The following is a 16,787-nucleotide window of genomic DNA, read 5'->3' on the forward strand; positions in this document are numbered from 1 at the left end:
ACACCCATAACGTCCGTGTATCCGATACTGAAGACCCACCCCCGAGGCATCCGATGACTGAAAACACCACGGTGCAGCGCACGCCCCGCAAGGCGGCCCTCGCCGCGTGGAGCGGCAGCGCACTGGAGTACTACGACCTGGCAATCTACGGCACCGCCGCTGCGCTCGTCTTCCCCAAGATCTTCTTCCCCGAAGGGAACCAGGCGGTCGCGACCGTCGCGTCGCTCGCCACCTTCGGCGTCGCCTACGTCGCGCGCCCGTTCGGGTCCATCCTGATGGGCCACATCGGCGACCGCTTCGGCCGCAAGCTGATCCTCGTCGGCACGCTGCTGCTGATGGGTGTCTCGACCTTCCTCATCGGTTGTCTGCCGACCTACGGACAGATCGGCATGCTCGCACCGATCCTGCTGGTCGTGCTGCGACTGCTCCAGGGACTGTCCGCCGCGGGTGAGCAGGCCGGCGCGAACTCCATGTCGTTCGAACATGCCCCCGACGACAGGCGTGGTTTCTTCACCAGCTGGACGTTGAGCGGCACGCAGGGCGGCCAGGTGCTCGCACCGCTGATGTTCCTGCCGGTGATCGCCCTGCTGTCCGAGGAGCAGTTGCAGTCGTGGGGCTGGCGAGTGCCCTTCTGGATCAGCGCCGTGATCGTGCTGATCGGTTTCCTCATCCGCCGCAGCCTCGACGAGACCCCCGAGTTCCACGCCGAGAAGGCGCACGCCGAGGCACCCAAGGCGCCGCTGGCGGTGCTCTTCCGCCACCACTGGACCGGCGTCCTGCGGGTCTTCTTCGCGGCTTTCATCGCCATGGTGAACACGGCCTTCCAGGTGTTCGCCCTCAACTTCGCCACGGCCGACGAATACGGCATCGGCATCAGCGACACCACGATGCTGTGGCTGGCAATCGTCGCCAACATCATCGCCGTCGGCACCATCCCACTGTGGGCCATGCTGTCCGACCGCATCGGCCGCAAACCGGTCTTCGTCTCCGGCCTGATCGGCAGCGCCGTGATGGTGACGGCCTTCCTGTGGTCGATCTCGCGGGGCGACGTGCCGCTCGTCCTCGTCACCGGCATCCTTCTCGCCGGCGTGATCTACAGCATGCCGAACGCGGTGTGGCCCGCGACCTATGCCGAGTACTTCCCCACCAGCGTCCGACTGTCGGGCATGGCGATCGGCACCCAGTTCGGCTTCGCGCTCGCCGGCTTCACCCCGGCCATCGCAGGGTCGCTCATGGACGGCAACGCCGACAACTGGTACCGCGTGGCCCTGTTCTGTGTCGGCGCCGTCGTCATCTCGTTGATCGCGGTGGCCACCGGACCGTCCGGAACCCACAAGGTCCCCACCCGTGAGATCGGCCTGCTCCCCCACGACCGCAACACCACGCCGGTCCCCGCCGGAGCCGCATCGTGAGTGCGCGTCCCATCATCGCCGTGCTCAACGGGCCCAATCTGAACCTGCTCGGCACGCGCGAACCCCGTCTCTACGGCACCGCAACACTGGCGGACATCGAGAAGTCGTGCCGCCGCACCGCCGACGACCTGGGCTTCGACATCGACTTCCGGCAGAGCAACCACGAGGGCGCACTCATCGACGCCGTCCACGAACTCCGCGAATCGGCAGCCGGTTTCGTCGTCAACGCCGCGGCCTACACGCACACCTCGGTCGTACTGCACGACGCGCTCGTGACCGTCGCGGCACCGATCGTGGAAGTGCATTTGACCAACGTCCACGCCCGCGAGGAGTTCCGGCACCGTTCGTTCGTCGCTCCCGTCGCGAAGGCCGTGATCGCCGGATGCGGCCCCGACGGATACGAGTTCGCCGTCCGTCACCTGGCCGCACTCGCACTCGATACCGAGAAGAAGGAAAGCTCCCGATGACCACCGCAGCGCCCGCACGTACGTCCTTCCTGCTGGGCCTGTTCGGCGCCGGGATCAACGGTTCGCTCACCCCGGCCATGCAGGAACGGGAGGGCTTCGCCTCGGGACTGAACCTGACCTACCGCCTCGTCGACGCCGAGCGCCTCGGCTACGGCGCCGAGAACCTGGCCGAGATGCTCGACTGGGCACAGCGTTTCGGCTTCGACGGGCTCAACATCACGCACCCCTTCAAGCAGGTCGTCATCCCCCTGCTCGACGAGTTGTCCGACGACGCCCACGATCTCGGCGCGGTCAACACGGTGGTGTTCCGGGACGGTCGCGCACTCGGCCGCAATACCGACTGGTCCGGCTGGGGGCGCGCGTTCCGCCGCCGGCTGCCCGAGGCCGTCTCCGACCGCGCCGTGCTGGTCGGGGCCGGCGGTGCCGGTTCGGCCGTCGGGTACGCGCTGCTCGAACAGGGCTCCGCGCACGTGTCCATCGTCGACGTCGACATCGAGAAGGCGCAGGCCTGCGCGACCCGCCTGGCCAAACGCTTCGGCGACGACCGGGTCCGCGCGACCACCGATCTCGCCGGCGCTCTGGCCTCGGCGCAGGGTCTGGTCAACGCGACCCCCACAGGAATGACCGGCCACCCCGGCCTGCCCGTCCCCGCCGAGCTCGTCCGCGAGGACCTGTGGGTCTCCGACGTCGTGTACTTCCCGCTCGAGACCGAACTGATCCACCTCGCCCGCTCCCGCGGATGCCGCGTGGTGCCCGGTGGCGGCATGGCCGTCTTCCAGGCCGTGGGTGCCTTCGAGTACTTCACGGGCGTCGAACCCGACGCCGAACGAATGGTCCGACACTTCGAGGAGCTGACCAGCTGATGCGCCGCGGAATCGCCACCGTCTCGCTCTCCGGTGTTCTCGCCGACAAACTCGACGCGATCGCCGCTGCAGGATTCGACGGGATCGAAATCTTCGACAACGACCTCATCGCGTCGCCGCTGTCACCCGCCGAGGTAGCGCGGCGCTGCGCCGATCTCGGTCTGTCGATCGACCTGTTCCAGCCGATCCGCGACATCGAGGGCGTCGACCCGCGGCGATTCCCCCACGTCCTGCACCGCGTCCGCCGCAAGCTCGAGGTGATGAACGAGCTCGGCGCAACGACCTTCCTGGCGTGCTCGAACGCGCTGCCGACCGCGATCGACGATCCAGAACTGTCCGCCGAACAGCTGCGCGCCGTCGGCGATCTCGCCGCCTCGCACGGGGTCACCTTCGCCTACGAGGCCCTCGCCTGGGGACGCCACGTCAACCGGGTCGGGCAGGCGTGGAATCTCGTCGAACGCGCCGACCACCCGGCCGTGACGCTGGCCGTGGACACCTTCCACATGCTCGCACGCGGCGACGACGGACGCGCCCTGGCCGGCATCCCCGGCGAACGCATCGGCTTCCTGCAGGTCGCCGACGCCCCGGTGCTCGACATGAACGTCCTCGAATGGAGCCGCCACTTCCGGTGCTTCCCGGGGCAGGGCATGCTCGACGTCTCCGGGGTGGTCGCGGCCGTGCTCGACGCCGGTTACGACGGTCCGCTCTCGCTCGAGGTCTTCAGCGACGTGGTGCGCGAAGCGGATCCGCATGTGACCGCGCGCGACGCGATGCGGTCGCTGCTGTTCCTCGAGGACCGGCTCGGTGCGCGGGTCACCGGGCCCGCACGCGAGAAGGTGACGGTCGCACCGCCGCTTCCGGCGCACACCGACGCGGCGTTCGTCGAACTCGCCGACCCCGACCGCACCGACTACCCGGCGCTGCTCACCGGACTCGGATTCCATGTCGCCGGCCGGCACCGCAGCAAGCCCGTCGTGTGGTGGCGCAACGGCGGCGCGAACGTCGTCCTGAACGAGGAGCCCGCGCCGGGCCCCGCCGCGACCGCGCTGGGTCTCGTCGCCCCCGACGTCGCCGCGGTGGCCGAACGCGCCGCGAACCTGCTGTGGCCCGCGGTCGACCGCACCCGAGGGGAGGGTGAAGCAGGCCTGCCGGGCATCACCTCGCCCTCCGGTCTGCACGTCTTCGTCAGTGCCGAGCCGGGGCAGACCGACGACTGGCACAACGACTTCGTGTCCGACGACGCGGCAGCCACTCCCCCGGCCGACGAGGGATGGCTCGGTCTCGACCATGTCGACGTGACGGTCGCGGCGGACGACCTGAACCAGGAGCTGTCGTTCTTCCGCACCCTGTTCGGACTGCGGCCGGAAGACCCCGAGGAGTACATCCAGCCGCAGGGCCGCCTGCGCATCCGCGCACTGCGCGCGGAGAAGGGTGACCTGCGGGTCGCGCTGAACGTCTCCGAGACCGGTGCTGCGCCCCAGCTGCACGGTGTGACCCAGCTGGCCTTCGCCACGGCCGACGTCGTCGACTCGGTACGCCACGCACGTGCGCGCGGCGTGGAGTTCCTCCGGCCGCCCGCGAACTACTACGCGGATCTCGACGCGCGGTTCGTGCTCGACCCCGACCTGCTCGCCGTCCTGCAGGACAACGGCCTGCTCTACGACCGCAACGACGACGGCGGCGAATTCCTGCACGCCTACACGCTCCCGGTGCAGGGCAATTTCCAGGTCGAACTCCTCGAACGGCGCGGCGGCTACACCGGATACGGCTCCCCCAACGCGCACGTCCGGCTCGCCGCTGCTGCCCGCGCGGGATCAGCGGTCGCGTAGCCAGGCCACGATCTTCGCTACGGTGTCGTTGTTGTCGCGGATCCATCCGTTGTGGCCCAGTGCCCGCGGGTTGTGCCACCGGGCGACGTCGGCGGAGGGCAGCTTCTCGAGCAGGTGCTGCGCCGACGCGACCGGGGTGAGGTCGTCGTCTTCGATCGTGATCGACAGGACGGGCAGCGTGAGACGCCCGACCCGTTCCTCGTAGTCGATGTCCGCACCGGCCGGTTCGAACCGGCCGGTGCGGGCCAGTCGCGCCCAGTCGGAGATCAGCACGCGCGACTGCCGGCCGAAACCGGCGACGTCGATGCGATCGCCGGGCCAGAAACCGGCCACCGCGGCGGTCAGCGACATCGCCGTCGACCCGAGCCACAGTCCCGGTCCGCGGATGCCCACGTGCTGGCGGTAGTAGGGCGTGCCCGAGGTGACGAGGATCAGTCCGCCGAGCCGGCCGCGGATGCGCGCGGCGTAGAGCACCCCGAGTTGGCCGCCCATGGAGTGGCCGAGAAGGTACGGCGTCGAGTCGGGGAAGCGCTCCCGCACCACCTCGAAGACAGCGGGGAAGTGCGTCGCGACGATCTCGTGGTAGCCGTAGGTGCTGTCGGGTCCGGGCCTCGGACGGCTGTCGCCCTGGCCGGCCAGTTCACAGATCGCCGCGTCGAATCCGTGCTCGGTGATCGCCTGCCCGAACGGCTCGTAGTAACCGGCAGGGATGCCGAGCCCCGGCACGATCACCACGACGGCGCGGGAGGCGTCGCGGCGTGTCTCGTGCTCGTGGTCGGGTCCCGCGAAGAGGCGCACCGGGGCCGTGGTGCCCCCGGGAAGCTGGATCGGTACGGTCTCCACCGGCCCAGACTAGGCCGATCCGGACGCGGCGGGTGCCGGTTTCCCCAGTGTTCCTGCCACCCCGAGTCCGGAATTCAGGGTCGGGATGGGGGTCGTGCCCGGATGTGCTCGGGCGGGGTCGCGGCGGACGATCGAAATGTCCGGTCCAGCACCCTTTCGGAGGAACCCATGCGTACTCTTGTCACCCGCTCCCGTCTCGCGACCGCCGCCGTCCTGTCGCTCGGCACCGCCGCAGTACTGCTCGGAACAGGAACTGCCACAGCACAACCCGCGCCCGGTGTGGTCGGCTCGAGCGAGCAGGCCGCGGTCGCCGTGCTCGCCGCGGAGGGTGTGCCGTACTCGATCGTCAACCGGTCCGGTTCCGCCGGCGGCGACTGCACCGTGACCGCTCAGCGCGACCGGGGATACCGGACCGAGGTCGAGTACGAATACGACAGTGACGACAACGAGTTCGATCGTGTCGAACGTCAGGTGTGGCGCGGGGTCGGCCTGACGGTCGTGTGCCGCTGACGCCTCCCTGCGGTCAGTCCAGACCGAAACCTCGCTCCCGCAGAGCTTCCCGCATCTGTTCCCTGCTCCCGAGCGCGCCGGGCGACGCGAAGCGCCCGAGTACACGTTCGACCCAGCTCTCCGCCAGACCCTGATCGCGGTAGAAGCCGGCGATCTCCTCCTCGTACGCGGCGAGGCCGGCATCCCGCTCCTCGGTCGAGTACTGCTCGCGATGCAGCACCACATCCTGACCCAACCGAGGCTTGACCTCCGACTCCACCTCGGGATCGGGACGGCCCACCACCAGCCCGACCACAGCGAAACTGTGGTCGGGCAGAGCCAGTTCTGCGGCCACGTCACGCGGATGGTTGCGGATGGCCCCGATGTAGACGGTGCCGAGGCCGAGCGATTCCGCGGCGAGCACCGCGTTCTGTGCGGCGAGGGCGGCATCGACCACCCCGAGCAGCGCCGACTCCACGTAGTCGACGTTGACAAGGTCCTTGTCGTGCTGCTCGGCGACTCGCGCCGCACGGGCGAGGTCGGCCACCCATACGAGCAGCAGCGGAGCGTCACACACCGCCGGCTGGTTGCCGGCGAGCGTCGCGATCCGGGCGAGCCGGTCGCGGTCGGTGACGGCCACGACGCTCCACAACTGCAGGTTGCTCGAGCTCGCGGCGGACGAGGCCGCGGCCACGATCGCGCGCAGATCGTCCTCGGAGACGGCTTCGGGAAGGAACTTTCGCACGGAGCGATGCGCCAGTTGGAGAGCGATGACGTCGTTCCACGCGCCGGAACCACCGTGTCCGGCCACCTGCTCGGCGGCCCGGGTGCCGTACCTGCGGCGCAATGCGGCGAGCTGTTCGTCGAGGACGACGTCGGTCATGACGGGAGATCTCCTTCTGATCGGCAGTACCGACGGTCGAGTCTGCCTCCTCGCGCCCCGGTCGCCGAGCATTGCCCTCAGCGTGATTTCTGCGTTGTTCGGGCCGGCTCGTCCGACCGACCCCGAGACGAAGATCAGGGTGAAGATCCGGGCCGTTCCCGGATGTGCCGAGACCGTTACGGCGACAGGATGAATACATGAACTTCGAGAACCAGGCACCCCGTCCCTTCACCCGCTCCTCGTCCCAGCGCATGCTCGGTGGTGTGTGCGCCGGACTGGCCGAGTACTTCAACGTCGACCTCAACCTCGTGCGTGCAGGCGCAGTCCTCGCAGCCTTCGTCACGGGCGGCACCGCCGTGTTGCTCTACCTCGCCCTGTGGATGCTGATCCCCGAGAACTGATCCGGGTCACGGGGTCGGCCGAGACGACGACACCCCCGGCGGAGATCCGCCGGGGGTGTCGTATTCCGCTGCGAGGCAGCGGCACAGCTGTTCAGCTCGCAGGAACTACTGGCCGAGGCCGAGAACGGCACTGCCGGTCTCGAGCAGGGTGCCGAGCAGTTCGGTGCCGCCGAGCAGTTCGAGGGCAGAGCCGATGAGTTCGATGACGTCCATGTGAATCTCCTTCGTCCGATCACATACCGGACGGGTCTCGTCCGATTGCTTTTCGCCTACCCGGAATTCCGATCGGAATTCCGTCGGGCTCGCATCAATTCTCAACACACTCGACGTGTATGCGCGACCCGAGAGTGCGCAAATCGGGATGTGATGACATTCACAATAGCAGGAAAGCTAGGACGGGCCAGCATATGACCAGCTCACAGCGTCAAGGAAAGAAAACGGAACGTCCGTACCCATTTATTTCTGTTTGAATTCGATATTTCCGTTCGGCCCGATTCATCCCGTTCACCGACCGATTACGGCGAATCGACCGATTTATCGGTTGAATGACGACCGAAAGAAGATGCCCGATTCGACCGGGATCGAATCGGGCATTTCCGGTGGATTGTGCGGGACCTCTACAGTCCGACCGCCTGCGACAGAAGCGGCCACGAGTTGCGCAGATCGTCCTCCCAGTAGTCCCAGGAGTGCGTACCCGCCGGACGCAGGTCGATCCGGGCGGGGATGTCCAACTCCTCGAGTCGCTGGGCCATCCGCTGGGTGCAGTGGTGGACCGCCGCCTCGATGCTGCCGCCGACGACCACCTGCCCGACGAGCCCGATCGGGTCGTTGTTCACCGACCGCGATCCGAGCCGCTCGTACTGCCGGGCAGACCCGAACCCGACGAGATGTACAGGTCGATACCGCGGAGCTTCTCGGCCTGGAGGTAGGAATCGTTCTCGATCCAGGCCGGATCACCGACCGGGCCCCACATGTTCTCGGGGTCGCCACCCTTGACGCGTACGACGGCCTGCACGTAGGACTGCCCCAGCGGCGTGCTCGTCTCGGCGCATCCGCTGTACGCCCCGACCGCCTCGTACAGCTCGGGGGCCGTCGTGGCGAGGCCGAGCACCGACGTCCCCGACATCGACACTCCCGCAATGGCGTTGCGTCCCGATGTCCCGAACTCCGTGTCGATGACCGGCGGGAGTTCGTGCGTCAGGAAGGTCGTCCACATGTTGCGGCCGAGTGCGGGATCGTCGTTGCGCCAATCGGTGTAGTAGCTGTAGCCGCCGAGGAGCGGCGTGACGACGTTGATGTTCTTGTCCGAGAAGAAGTCCTCGACGTCGGTCTGCTTCTCCCAGGTGGCGATCCCCTGCCCGCCTCCCGAGCCGTTGATCAGGTAGAGGGTGGGACGCGGTTCGCTCGAGTCGGCGGGCGTCCGGATCCGGAGGGGGATCACCTTGTCCATCGACGGTGAGTAGACGTTCGCGATGACGGTGCGGTCGCTCTCGTGCTCGACAGAGGTCAGCTCTCCCACCGGTCGCTGATCGTCGGCTTCTACCGACTGCGCGAGAGCGCCTCCGGGAGCCGCGAGGACCATCGACGTTCCCATCGCCACCGTGAGCAGTACCCGCCGTAACCAGGACGACCGCATATTCTCTTCCCCTCGTCGATCCGTCTGGCTGCGCACCTCGGACCGGTTGCGGATCGGCACGAACCTCCGGAACCGGATGAAGTGACACTTTCGTGACATTCATCGTCCGCGGAGCCCCTTTCGTAACGAATATGTGATCGTTCCGTACCGGAGGCCGGAATCGTCGGGGAACAGCACGAGGCCCGACCCCACCGGAGTGGGATCGGGCCTCGTGTGGCTCAGGGGCGGATCAGAAGTCCTCTCCGCCCGCAGGGGCGGATCAGAAGTCCTCTCCGCCCGCAGGGGCGGATCAGAAGTCCTCTCCGCCCGCAGGGGCGGATCAGAAGTCCATGCCGCCCATGCCGCCGGTCGGGTCGCCCACGGGAGCGGCGGCCTTCTCCGGCTTGTCGGCGACGACGGCCTCGGTCGTCAGGAACAGGGCCGCGATCGACGCAGCGTTCTGCAGCGCCGAGCGGGTGACCTTGACCGGGTCGTTGATGCCCGCTTCGAGCAGGTCCTCGTAGTCGCCGGTCGCAGCGTTGAGGCCGTGGCCGGCCTCGAGGTTGCGGACCTTCTCGGCGACGACGCCGGGCTCGAGGCCGGCGTTGAAGGCGATCTGCTTCAGCGGCGCCTCGAGAGCGACCTTGACGATGTTGGCACCCGTAGCCTCGTCGCCCTCGAGCTTGAGGTCGTCGAGAACCGGAGCGGCCTGCAGCAGGGCCACGCCACCACCGGCGACGATGCCCTCTTCGACGGCAGCCTTCGCGTTGCGGACGGCGTCCTCGATGCGGTGCTTGCGCTCCTTGAGCTCGACCTCGGTCGCGGCACCGGCCTTGATGACGGCGACGCCGCCGGCCAGCTTCGCGAGGCGCTCCTGCAGCTTCTCACGGTCGTAGTCCGAATCCGACGCCTCGATCTCGGCGCGGATCTGGTTGACGCGACCGGCGATGGCGTCGGGATCGCCCGCGCCCTCGACGATGGTGGTCTCGTCCTTGGTGACGACGACCTTGCGGGCCTGGCCGAGCAGCTCGATGCCGGCGGTCTCGAGGGAGAGGCCGACCTCTTCGCTGACGACCTCGCCACCGGTGAGGATGGCGATGTCGGCGAGCTGGGCCTTGCGACGGTCACCGAAGCCCGGAGCCTTGACGGCGACCGACTTGAAGGTGCCGCGGATCTTGTTGAGGACCAGAGTGGACAGAGCCTCGCCCTCGACGTCCTCGGCGATGATCAGCAGCGGCTTGCCCGACTGGATGACCTTCTCGAGCAGCGGCAGCAGGTCCTTGACCGTGGAGATCTTGGAGCTGACGAGCAGGATGTAGGGATCCTCGAGCACGGCCTCCTGACGCTCTGCGTCGGTGGCGAAGTAGAGGGAGATGTAGCCCTTGTCGAAGCGCATGCCCTCGGTCAGCTCGAGCTGGAGGCCGAAGGTGTTGGACTCCTCGACGGTGATGACGCCTTCCTTGCCCACCTTGTCGATGGCCTCGGCGATGAGCTCACCGATCGCGGGGTCGCCGGCGGAGATGCCTGCGGTGGCGGCGATCTGCTCCTTGGTCTCGACCTCCTTGGCGGTGTCGAGCAGCTTGGCGGTGACGGCCTCGACGGCCTTCTCGATGCCGCGCTTCAGGCCGAGGGGGTTGGCGCCCGCAGCAACGTTGCGCAGACCCTCGCGGACGAGCGCCTGGGCGAGCACGGTAGCGGTGGTGGTGCCGTCACCCGCGACGTCGTCGGTCTTCTTGGCAACTTCCTTGACCAGCTCGGCGCCGATCTTCTCGTACGGATCCTCGAGCTCGATCTCCTTGGCGATGGACACACCATCGTTGGTGATCGTGGGGGCGCCCCACTTCTTCTCGAGAACGACGTTGCGACCCTTGGGGCCCAACGTCACCTTGACTGCGTCGGCGAGGCTGTTGAGGCCCCGCTCGAGGCCGCGACGGGCCTCTTCGTCGAACGCGATGATCTTGGCCATTGCGAAGTGATCCTCCGGGTATGGGGGTGACACCGGAGCGATCGCTCGTCGGATCGCTCCATGTACGCCTTCGGCCGGAAGCAGTGCCCGCGACGGACGACCAGGGGTGTCGAAAACCCGGTCTCACCCTACCGACCTGGCACTCACGTGTTGCGAGTGCTAAGTGCATTTTTAGCACTCGGGGGTGGCGAGTGCAAGACTACCGGCACCTGCCACCCCCGTCACGAAATCCGCGAAAGACCGACTACACGGTCGTCCGGATCATCGGTGCCGCGCTCGCTCAACGCGGCGTCGAACCGACCCCCACGGCGCACCACTGTCCCGTCGCGGTGTTGACCGCGAACGACTGGGCTCCGACGCACGTGACGCCGGTGGTGTCGGCCGTGGCGCCCGACCCGTAGCCGGCCACCGACAGGGTCGTCGCCGGACCCTGAGCCCACGAGTGGCTCAGTCCGCCGCCGAGCGCGTAGGCGAACGACCGGCCGCCGTCACGGGCTGCACTGAGCGCCGTGCCGAAGCCCGTCGCGTGGGCTTCGGCGGCACCGGCCGACTCGGCGACCGACACCGCGGTGCCGCTGTCGGCGGCATACGCGCGAGCGAAGGCGTCCTCGGCGGTGGCGCCGCAGCTGGCGGTATCGGACACCAGGATGTCGTTGGCAGAAGGAGGCGACACACAGGTCACCGGCGCCGCTGCGGCGGTACCCCCACCGAACAGCGCGGCCGAGGCCACACCGACGGCGACGAGTACACCGGCCCGGAACGAACGGCGCGCGGTGAGAACGGATCGGAAGGAACGAATGGACAAGAACGGGCTCCTCTGCACTGGAGTGCCTCTTCGCGAAAGGCTGCGTCTGCGCGAACTGGGGAACGAGCGCCCCGCGCGAACGGGGGGCCGGCGCCCCGGCGGTAGGGTACCGATCACATGCATCTCACGCGAGACCGCCTGTCACAGACTGTCGAGGAGCCCCGGGAGAGCGGCGACGGAGTCGATGACGTGGTCGGGACGATCGACCGCCAGGTCCAGGACGGATTGCCGAAACTTTCCGGTACGCACCAGGATTCCCGTCATACCGAGGCGTTGCCCCGGGACGACCTCGCCCGCGATGTCGTCGCCGACGACCACCATCCGATCCGGTTCGACACCCATCCGCTCCGACGCGACGAGGAAGCCGCGCAGCGACGGCTTGCCCACCGCCACCACCGACCGGCCGGTGAGCTCCTCGAGTCCGGCCAGGTAGACCCCGGTGTCGATGCGCAACTCGTCGGCGGCCTGCCACGCGAGCGCCCGGTGCATCGCGACCACCGGAACGTCCTCGAGCATCAGTTCGGCGACGCGACTCATCGCCCGGTGCGTGAAGGCATCCCCCGCGCCACCGAGGATCACCACTTCCGGATCGTCCTCGTCCAGCACGAGACCGTCGAGATCCGCGGCGATGTCGCCCTCGTTGAGGACCCAGCAGCGCAGACCCGGATAGGTCTGCCGGACGTGGTCGACGGTGAGGGACACCGCGGTGACGATCTCGTCCGGCGACACCTCCATCCCGAGATCGGTGAGCCGCTGCGCGATCTCGGCGCACGTCCGGGAGGTGGTGTTGGTGAGGAAGGCGCGGCGGACGCCGTCGGCACGCAGTCGTGCCAGGACATCCGCCGCGCCCGGGACGGGCTGCCACTCGGTGACGAGCACGCCCTCGATATCGAACAACACCCCGTCTACACGCGTCATGCATCGAGCCTATCCGCGTGCGTGCCTACGGCGACAGGCTCGGCTCACACGCTTCCGGCGAGACGCTCGGCGAGCAGGCGGGTGAACCGCGCCGGATCCTCCACCTCGCCACCCTCGGCGATCAGCGCCATGCCGTGGAGCAGCTCGGCGACGTCGGCGAGCGAGGCGTCGTCCGGACGCTGTTCCCGGGCCGTGCGCAGACCCGACACGAGCGGGTGATCGGGGTTGAGTTCCAGGATCCGCTTGACCCGCGGCACCGGCTGACCGGACGCCTTGTACATCCGCTCGAGGGCGGGCGACATGCTGAAGGTGTCGCCGACGATGCACGCCGGGGAGGACGTCAGGCGCGACGAGAGCCGCACGTCCTTGACCTGCTCGTCGAGGGTCTCCTTCATCCACGACAGCAGGTCGCCGAACTCCTTCTCCTTCTCCTCGCGTTCGGCTTCGGCGGCCTTCTTCTCGTCCTCGGTACCGAGGTCGACGTCGCCCTTGGCGATCGACTGGAAGCGCTTGCCCTCGAATTCCGGAACGGAGGTCACCCACATCTCGTCGACGGGGTCGGTCAGGAGCAGCACCTCGATGCCCTTGTCGCGGAACGCCTCCATGTGCGGGGAGCTCTCGAGCAGCTGCCGCGACTCGCCGGTGAGGTAGTAGATCGCGTCCTGGCCGTCCTTCATGCGCTCGACGTAGCCGGCGAGCGTGGTCTGCTCCTCCTCGCTCGCCGTCGAGTCGAACGACGAGATCGCCAGCAGCGTGTCGCGGTTGTCGGTGTCGGAGATCAAACCTTCCTTGACGACCCGGCCGAACTCGCGCCAGAACTTCGTGTACTTCTCGGGTTCCTTCGCGGCCATGTCCTTGACGGTCGCGAGGACCTTCTTCGTCAGGCGGCGGCGGATGGCCCGGATCTGCCGGTCCTGCTGCAGGATCTCACGAGAGACGTTGAGCGACAGGTCCTGCGCGTCGACCACACCCTTGACGAAACGCAGGTACTCGGGGACGAGATCCTCGCAGTCGTCCATAATGAACACGCGCTTGACGTACAGCTGCACGCCGGTGCGCCGTTCGCGGGCGAACAGGTCGAAGGGCGCGTGCTCCGGGATGAACAGCAGCGCCTGGTACTCGAAGGTGCCCTCGGCCTTGAGCGGGATGACCTCGAGCGGCTCGTCCCAGGCATGGGCGATGTGCTTGTAGAAGTCCGTGTACTCCTCCTCGGAGACCTCGTCCTTCGAGCGCGCCCACAACGCCTTCTGCGAGTTGAGGGTCTTGGTCTCGAAGGTCACCTCGTCGGTGCCGTCCTCCGACTTCGTGGTGCGCGAGACCTCCATGCGGATCGGCCACGCGATGAAATCCGAGTACTTCTTGACGATCTCCTCGAGCTTCCACTGCGAGGTGTAGTCGAACAGGTGGTCCTCGGCATCCTCGGGCTTGAGATGCAGGACCACCGAGGTGCCCTGGGGCGCGTCGTCGACCTCGGCGATCGTGTAGGTGGATTCGCCGCTGGACTCCCAGCGCGTACCGGTCTTCTCCCCGGCCTTGCGGGTGACGAGCGTGACCTTGTCGGCGACCATGAACGACGAGTAGAAGCCGATACCGAACTGGCCGATCAACTCCTCGGAAGCGGCGGCGTCCTTGGCCTCGCGCAGCTTCTGCCGGAGTTCGCCCGTGCCGGACTTCGCGAGGGTGCCGATGAGATCGACGACCTCGTCGCGGTTCATGCCGATGCCGTTGTCGCGCACGGTCAGGGTGCGCGCATCCTTGTCCACCTCGAGCTCGACGTGCAGGTCGGAGGTGTCGACGTCGAGATCCTTGTTTCGGAAAGACTCCAGCCGGAGCTTGTCCAGGGCGTCCGACGCGTTGGAGATCAACTCGCGCAGGAAGGTGTCCTTGTTCGAGTAGATCGAGTGGATCATCAGATCCAGCAACTGCCGCGTCTCGGCCTGGAATTCACGCTGTTCGACGTTCGTACTCATTCCGGGTTCCCTTTCCACAAGCAGAACTTCCCCGGAAATAGTAAGCCGTCCGCGAGTCCGGCCCGTTCGCGCTTCCGGGTCCATGATGGAGGTGCAGACTTCGTCGTTCACAGGAGGTTGCGATGACGGTTCGTCGGACAGTGGTCGTCGGTGCGGGCATCGTGGGTCTGTCCACCGCGTGGTTTCTGCAGGATCGAGGCATCGAGGTCACGGTGCTCGATCGGGTCGGCGTGGCGGGTGACGCCTCGTGGGGCAACGCCGGGTGGCTCGCGCCGGCACTGACCCTGCCGCTACCCGAGCCGGGGGTGCTGCGTTACGGCTTGCGCTCGATGTTCCGGCCGTCGTCGCCCGTCTACGTGCCGCCCACGACGGATGTGCGGTTGCTGCGCTTCCTCGCCGACTTCGCCCGGCACTGCACGAGACGGCAGTGGACGTCGTCGATGAAGGTCTTCGCGCGCGCCAACCGCCTCGCCCTCGATGCCTACGACGATCTCGCCCGCGGGTCGGGCGACACGATCGTCACCGAACCGACGCGGGTCGCCGATCCGTTCCTCGCGGCGTTCACCTCGGACGACGACCGTCGGCTGCTGGTCGAGGAGTTCGAGCACGCGCGTGCCGCCGGCAGCGAGATCGACTTCGACCTGCTCGACACCGACACGCTGCATTCGCTCGAACCGCTGCTCGGGGACTCGGTGCGGGTGGGTCTCCGGATCCGGGGGCAGCGGTTCATCGATCCGCCGCGGTTCGTCGCCTCGCTGGCGCACGCGGTCCGCGCCCGGGGTGCGGAGATCGTCACCGACGTCGACGTCGAGGAGGTGCGCGACACCGGTCGCGGGGTGGATGTCGTCGTGGCCGGTGGGCACTCGCGGTCGGCGGATGCGGTGGTACTCGCGAACGGAGCGTGGCTCGGGTCGCTCGCCCGGCCGTTCGGCGTGCGCACGCAGGTCCAGGCCGGTCGCGGCTACAGCTTCAGCGTGCGGCCGCCGAGCCTGCCGAAGAACCCGGTCTACTTCCCGGCCCAGCGGGTGGCGTGCACACCCCTCCAGGACCGTTTCCGGGTCGCGGGAATGATGGAGTTCCGCAGTCCCGACGCCCCGCTCGACCCGCGACGCATCCGGGCGATCGTCGACGCGACCCGTCCGCTGTTGCGTGAGGTCGACTGGGACGGGCGCAGCGAGGAGTGGGTGGGCTCACGGCCGTGCACGGCGGACGGGCTCCCGTTGATCGGCCGCACCCGTTCGGATCGGGTGTACGTCGCCGGCGGGCACGGGATGTGGGGTGTGGCGCTCGGTCCCCTCACCGGACGGCTGCTCGCCGGGTCGATGACCGGCGAGCCGGATCCGTTGCTCAGGTCGTTCGATCCGCTGCGCTGACCGGTCCGGGTTCGAGACGGTCGCGCACGCGGTCGAACCATTCGAGGACGGCCCGTTCGTAGAGGATGCCGAAGTCGAGGGTCGCCGCGGCGTGCGGCGGGAGGATGTCGGCCGCCGCCTGCTGTTCGTAGGCGGCGAGCTGCTCCTCGTGTCTGCGGCGATGCTCGGCGAGCATCGAGGCGAGGCGCTCGGGCGAGAGGTGATCGCCGAAGGCGACGGTCAGCAGCAGCGGATGGCGGATGTTCTCATCGCCCGGTTCGCGGTCGATCCATTCGGCGAAAGCCGTGCGTCCGGCCTCGGTCAGCAGGTAGGGCTTGCCGTCGCGCGGGCCCTTCTCCCCTGCATCGATCAGTCCCTGTCGTTCCATCGCGGCCAGTTCCCGGTAGACCTGGCTCGTCGTCAGCGACCAGAACTTGCCGATGCGCGCCTGTGCGGTGGACACCACCGGCCCCGGTATCGCGACATCGCCGCTGCGCGTCTCCGATGTCGAGCGCGAAACGATCGTGGAGGAGCTCGGGCGCCATCTCACCGCCGGACGGTTGACGATCGGCGAGTTCGACGAGCGTGTGGCCCGGGTCTACCGCGCCGTGACGCAGGACGACGCCGGCGCCGTTCTCGCCGACCTGCCGTCGACACTCGTTCCCACCCCGTCCCCGCCGGCCGGCAAACCGTTCCCACGTCTGCGCCTGCCGCTCCACCAGCGCATCGAATGGGGAGCATGGACCACCGTGGGATCGATCAATCTCGTGGTGTGGGCACTGGTCTCGCTCGGAACGGCCTCGTCGATCTACTTCTGGCCGATCTGGGTCGTCGTTCCGTGGGGCATCGTGCTGGCGGTGCGCACCGCGCTCGGGGTCGAGGGCGGGCCCGGCCGCCGCAGTGTGCCCGGTGGGCGCGAGAACAATGGTCCGGCGGGTCCGACCTGTCTGCAATAGTCGGGACCAGCCGTGCCC

14 protein-coding genes and 2 pseudogenes are annotated in these 16,787 nt (G+C 68.0%); 8 read left to right on the plus strand and 8 right to left on the minus strand.

All coding sequences use genetic code 11. From position 1 onward, the window contains the following. Positions 1-53 precede the first annotated feature (53 nt). Genes RBB84_RS14665 through RBB84_RS14680 form a run of 4 tightly spaced genes read left to right on the plus strand, consistent with a single transcriptional unit; the run spans position 54 to position 4,571 of the window. On the plus strand, positions 54-1,412 hold the full coding sequence (locus RBB84_RS14665) for an MFS transporter (protein ID WP_033096161.1): 1,359 nt from the start codon (positions 54-56) through the stop codon (positions 1,410-1,412). After that, a complete protein-coding gene (gene aroQ / locus RBB84_RS14670) occupies positions 1,409-1,879 on the plus strand; it encodes a type II 3-dehydroquinate dehydratase (protein WP_033096162.1) in 471 nt (156 codons plus the stop codon). The genes RBB84_RS14665 and aroQ overlap by 4 nt, the downstream gene beginning before the upstream one ends. Beyond that, complete coding sequence (locus RBB84_RS14675; protein ID WP_033096163.1) at positions 1,876-2,742, plus strand: shikimate dehydrogenase; 867 nt, start codon at positions 1,876-1,878, stop codon at positions 2,740-2,742. The genes aroQ and RBB84_RS14675 overlap by 4 nt, the downstream gene beginning before the upstream one ends. Next, complete coding sequence (locus tag RBB84_RS14680; protein WP_033096164.1) at positions 2,742-4,571, plus strand: sugar phosphate isomerase/epimerase and 4-hydroxyphenylpyruvate domain-containing protein; 1,830 nt, start codon at positions 2,742-2,744, stop codon at positions 4,569-4,571. Before RBB84_RS14675 ends, RBB84_RS14680 begins: the two co-directional genes overlap by 1 nt. Here RBB84_RS14680 and RBB84_RS14685 read toward each other — a convergent pair. Continuing rightward, positions 4,557-5,414 (minus strand): alpha/beta fold hydrolase, encoded by an 858-nt coding sequence (locus RBB84_RS14685; protein ID WP_006553617.1) that lies wholly within the window; start codon positions 5,412-5,414, stop codon positions 4,557-4,559. The two genes, RBB84_RS14680 and RBB84_RS14685, sit on opposite strands and share 15 nt — an antisense overlap. Before the next feature lie 168 nt (positions 5,415-5,582). On the opposite strand from RBB84_RS14685, the gene RBB84_RS14690 reads away from it, so the two are divergent. Further along, positions 5,583-5,924 carry a hypothetical protein gene (locus tag RBB84_RS14690; RefSeq protein ID WP_006553618.1) on the plus strand — a complete coding sequence of 114 codons (342 nt, stop codon included), beginning with the start codon at positions 5,583-5,585 and terminating at the stop codon, positions 5,922-5,924. Between the two features lie 13 nt (positions 5,925-5,937). Here the strand turns inward: RBB84_RS14690 and RBB84_RS14695 are convergent, their stop codons facing one another. Continuing rightward, positions 5,938-6,786 carry an NADPH-dependent oxidoreductase gene (locus tag RBB84_RS14695; RefSeq protein WP_033096165.1) on the minus strand — a complete coding sequence of 283 codons (849 nt, stop codon included), beginning with the start codon at positions 6,784-6,786 and terminating at the stop codon, positions 5,938-5,940. A 197-nt stretch (positions 6,787-6,983) separates the two neighbouring features. Here RBB84_RS14695 and RBB84_RS14700 point away from each other — a divergent pair, with 197 nt between their 5' ends. Next, positions 6,984-7,187 carry a PspC domain-containing protein gene (locus tag RBB84_RS14700; protein ID WP_006553621.1) on the plus strand — a complete coding sequence of 68 codons (204 nt, stop codon included), beginning with the start codon at positions 6,984-6,986 and terminating at the stop codon, positions 7,185-7,187. 617 nt (positions 7,188-7,804) lie between these two features. Here the strand turns inward: RBB84_RS14700 and RBB84_RS14705 are convergent. The 5 genes and pseudogenes from RBB84_RS14705 to htpG form a co-directional block, all read right to left on the minus strand. Continuing rightward, positions 7,805-8,823: pseudogene (locus RBB84_RS14705) on the minus strand (alpha/beta hydrolase family protein). Between the two features lie 319 nt (positions 8,824-9,142). Continuing rightward, positions 9,143-10,768 carry a chaperonin GroEL gene (gene groL / locus RBB84_RS14710; protein WP_024101799.1) on the minus strand — a complete coding sequence of 542 codons (1,626 nt, stop codon included), beginning with the start codon at positions 10,766-10,768 and terminating at the stop codon, positions 9,143-9,145. A gap of 280 nt (positions 10,769-11,048) precedes the next feature. After that, positions 11,049-11,573, minus strand: a complete 525-nt coding sequence (locus RBB84_RS14715) for a DUF6764 family protein (RefSeq protein ID WP_016691625.1) — start codon at positions 11,571-11,573, stop codon at positions 11,049-11,051. Between the two features lie 141 nt (positions 11,574-11,714). Continuing rightward, positions 11,715-12,491 carry an HAD-IIA family hydrolase gene (locus RBB84_RS14720; RefSeq protein WP_024101800.1) on the minus strand — a complete coding sequence of 259 codons (777 nt, stop codon included), beginning with the start codon at positions 12,489-12,491 and terminating at the stop codon, positions 11,715-11,717. A gap of 44 nt (positions 12,492-12,535) precedes the next feature. After that, on the minus strand, positions 12,536-14,461 hold the full coding sequence (gene htpG / locus RBB84_RS14725; protein ID WP_033096166.1) for a molecular chaperone HtpG: 1,926 nt from the start codon (positions 14,459-14,461) through the stop codon (positions 12,536-12,538). 122 nt (positions 14,462-14,583) lie between these two features. Here htpG and RBB84_RS14730 point away from each other — a divergent pair, with 122 nt between their 5' ends. After that, positions 14,584-15,834, plus strand: coding sequence for an FAD-dependent oxidoreductase (locus tag RBB84_RS14730; protein WP_033096167.1), 1,251 nt, complete (start codon positions 14,584-14,586; stop codon positions 15,832-15,834). Here RBB84_RS14730 and RBB84_RS14735 read toward each other — a convergent pair. Beyond that, a pseudogene (locus RBB84_RS14735) lies at positions 15,809-16,279 on the minus strand (helix-turn-helix transcriptional regulator); the annotation flags it as partial. The gene RBB84_RS14730 and the pseudogene RBB84_RS14735 overlap by 26 nt on opposite strands. Here RBB84_RS14735 and RBB84_RS14740 point away from each other — a divergent pair. Beyond that, positions 16,254-16,769, plus strand: coding sequence for a DUF1707 domain-containing protein (locus RBB84_RS14740; RefSeq protein ID WP_052039951.1), 516 nt, complete (start codon positions 16,254-16,256; stop codon positions 16,767-16,769). The pseudogene RBB84_RS14735 and the gene RBB84_RS14740 overlap by 26 nt on opposite strands. The last annotated feature ends 18 nt before the right edge of the window (positions 16,770-16,787 follow it).

The organism is Rhodococcus sp. D-6, assembly GCF_040256695.1.
GTDB classification, from domain to species: domain Bacteria; phylum Actinomycetota; class Actinomycetes; order Mycobacteriales; family Mycobacteriaceae; genus Rhodococcus; species Rhodococcus pyridinivorans.

Bases quoted from the DNA above. Each gene is read 5' to 3' on its own strand.
- RBB84_RS14680 (WP_033096164.1), top strand. From the start codon at position 2,742: ATGCGCCGCGGAATCGCCACCGTCTCGCTCTCCGGTGTTCTCGCCGAC.
- RBB84_RS14720 (WP_024101800.1), bottom strand. From the start codon at position 12,491: ATGACGCGTGTAGACGGGGTGTTGTTCGATATCGAGGGCGTGCTCGTC.
- RBB84_RS14740 (WP_052039951.1), top strand. From the start codon at position 16,254: ATGCGCGCCTGTGCGGTGGACACCACCGGCCCCGGTATCGCGACATCG.
- RBB84_RS14730 (WP_033096167.1), top strand. From the start codon at position 14,584: ATGACGGTTCGTCGGACAGTGGTCGTCGGTGCGGGCATCGTGGGTCTG.
- RBB84_RS14690 (WP_006553618.1), top strand. From the start codon at position 5,583: ATGCGTACTCTTGTCACCCGCTCCCGTCTCGCGACCGCCGCCGTCCTG.
- htpG (WP_033096166.1), bottom strand. From the start codon at position 14,461: ATGAGTACGAACGTCGAACAGCGTGAATTCCAGGCCGAGACGCGGCAG.
- RBB84_RS14665 (WP_033096161.1), top strand. From the start codon at position 54: ATGACTGAAAACACCACGGTGCAGCGCACGCCCCGCAAGGCGGCCCTC.
- RBB84_RS14675 (WP_033096163.1), top strand. From the start codon at position 1,876: ATGACCACCGCAGCGCCCGCACGTACGTCCTTCCTGCTGGGCCTGTTC.
- RBB84_RS14700 (WP_006553621.1), top strand. From the start codon at position 6,984: ATGAACTTCGAGAACCAGGCACCCCGTCCCTTCACCCGCTCCTCGTCC.
- groL (WP_024101799.1), bottom strand. From the start codon at position 10,768: ATGGCCAAGATCATCGCGTTCGACGAAGAGGCCCGTCGCGGCCTCGAG.
- RBB84_RS14695 (WP_033096165.1), bottom strand. From the start codon at position 6,786: ATGACCGACGTCGTCCTCGACGAACAGCTCGCCGCATTGCGCCGCAGG.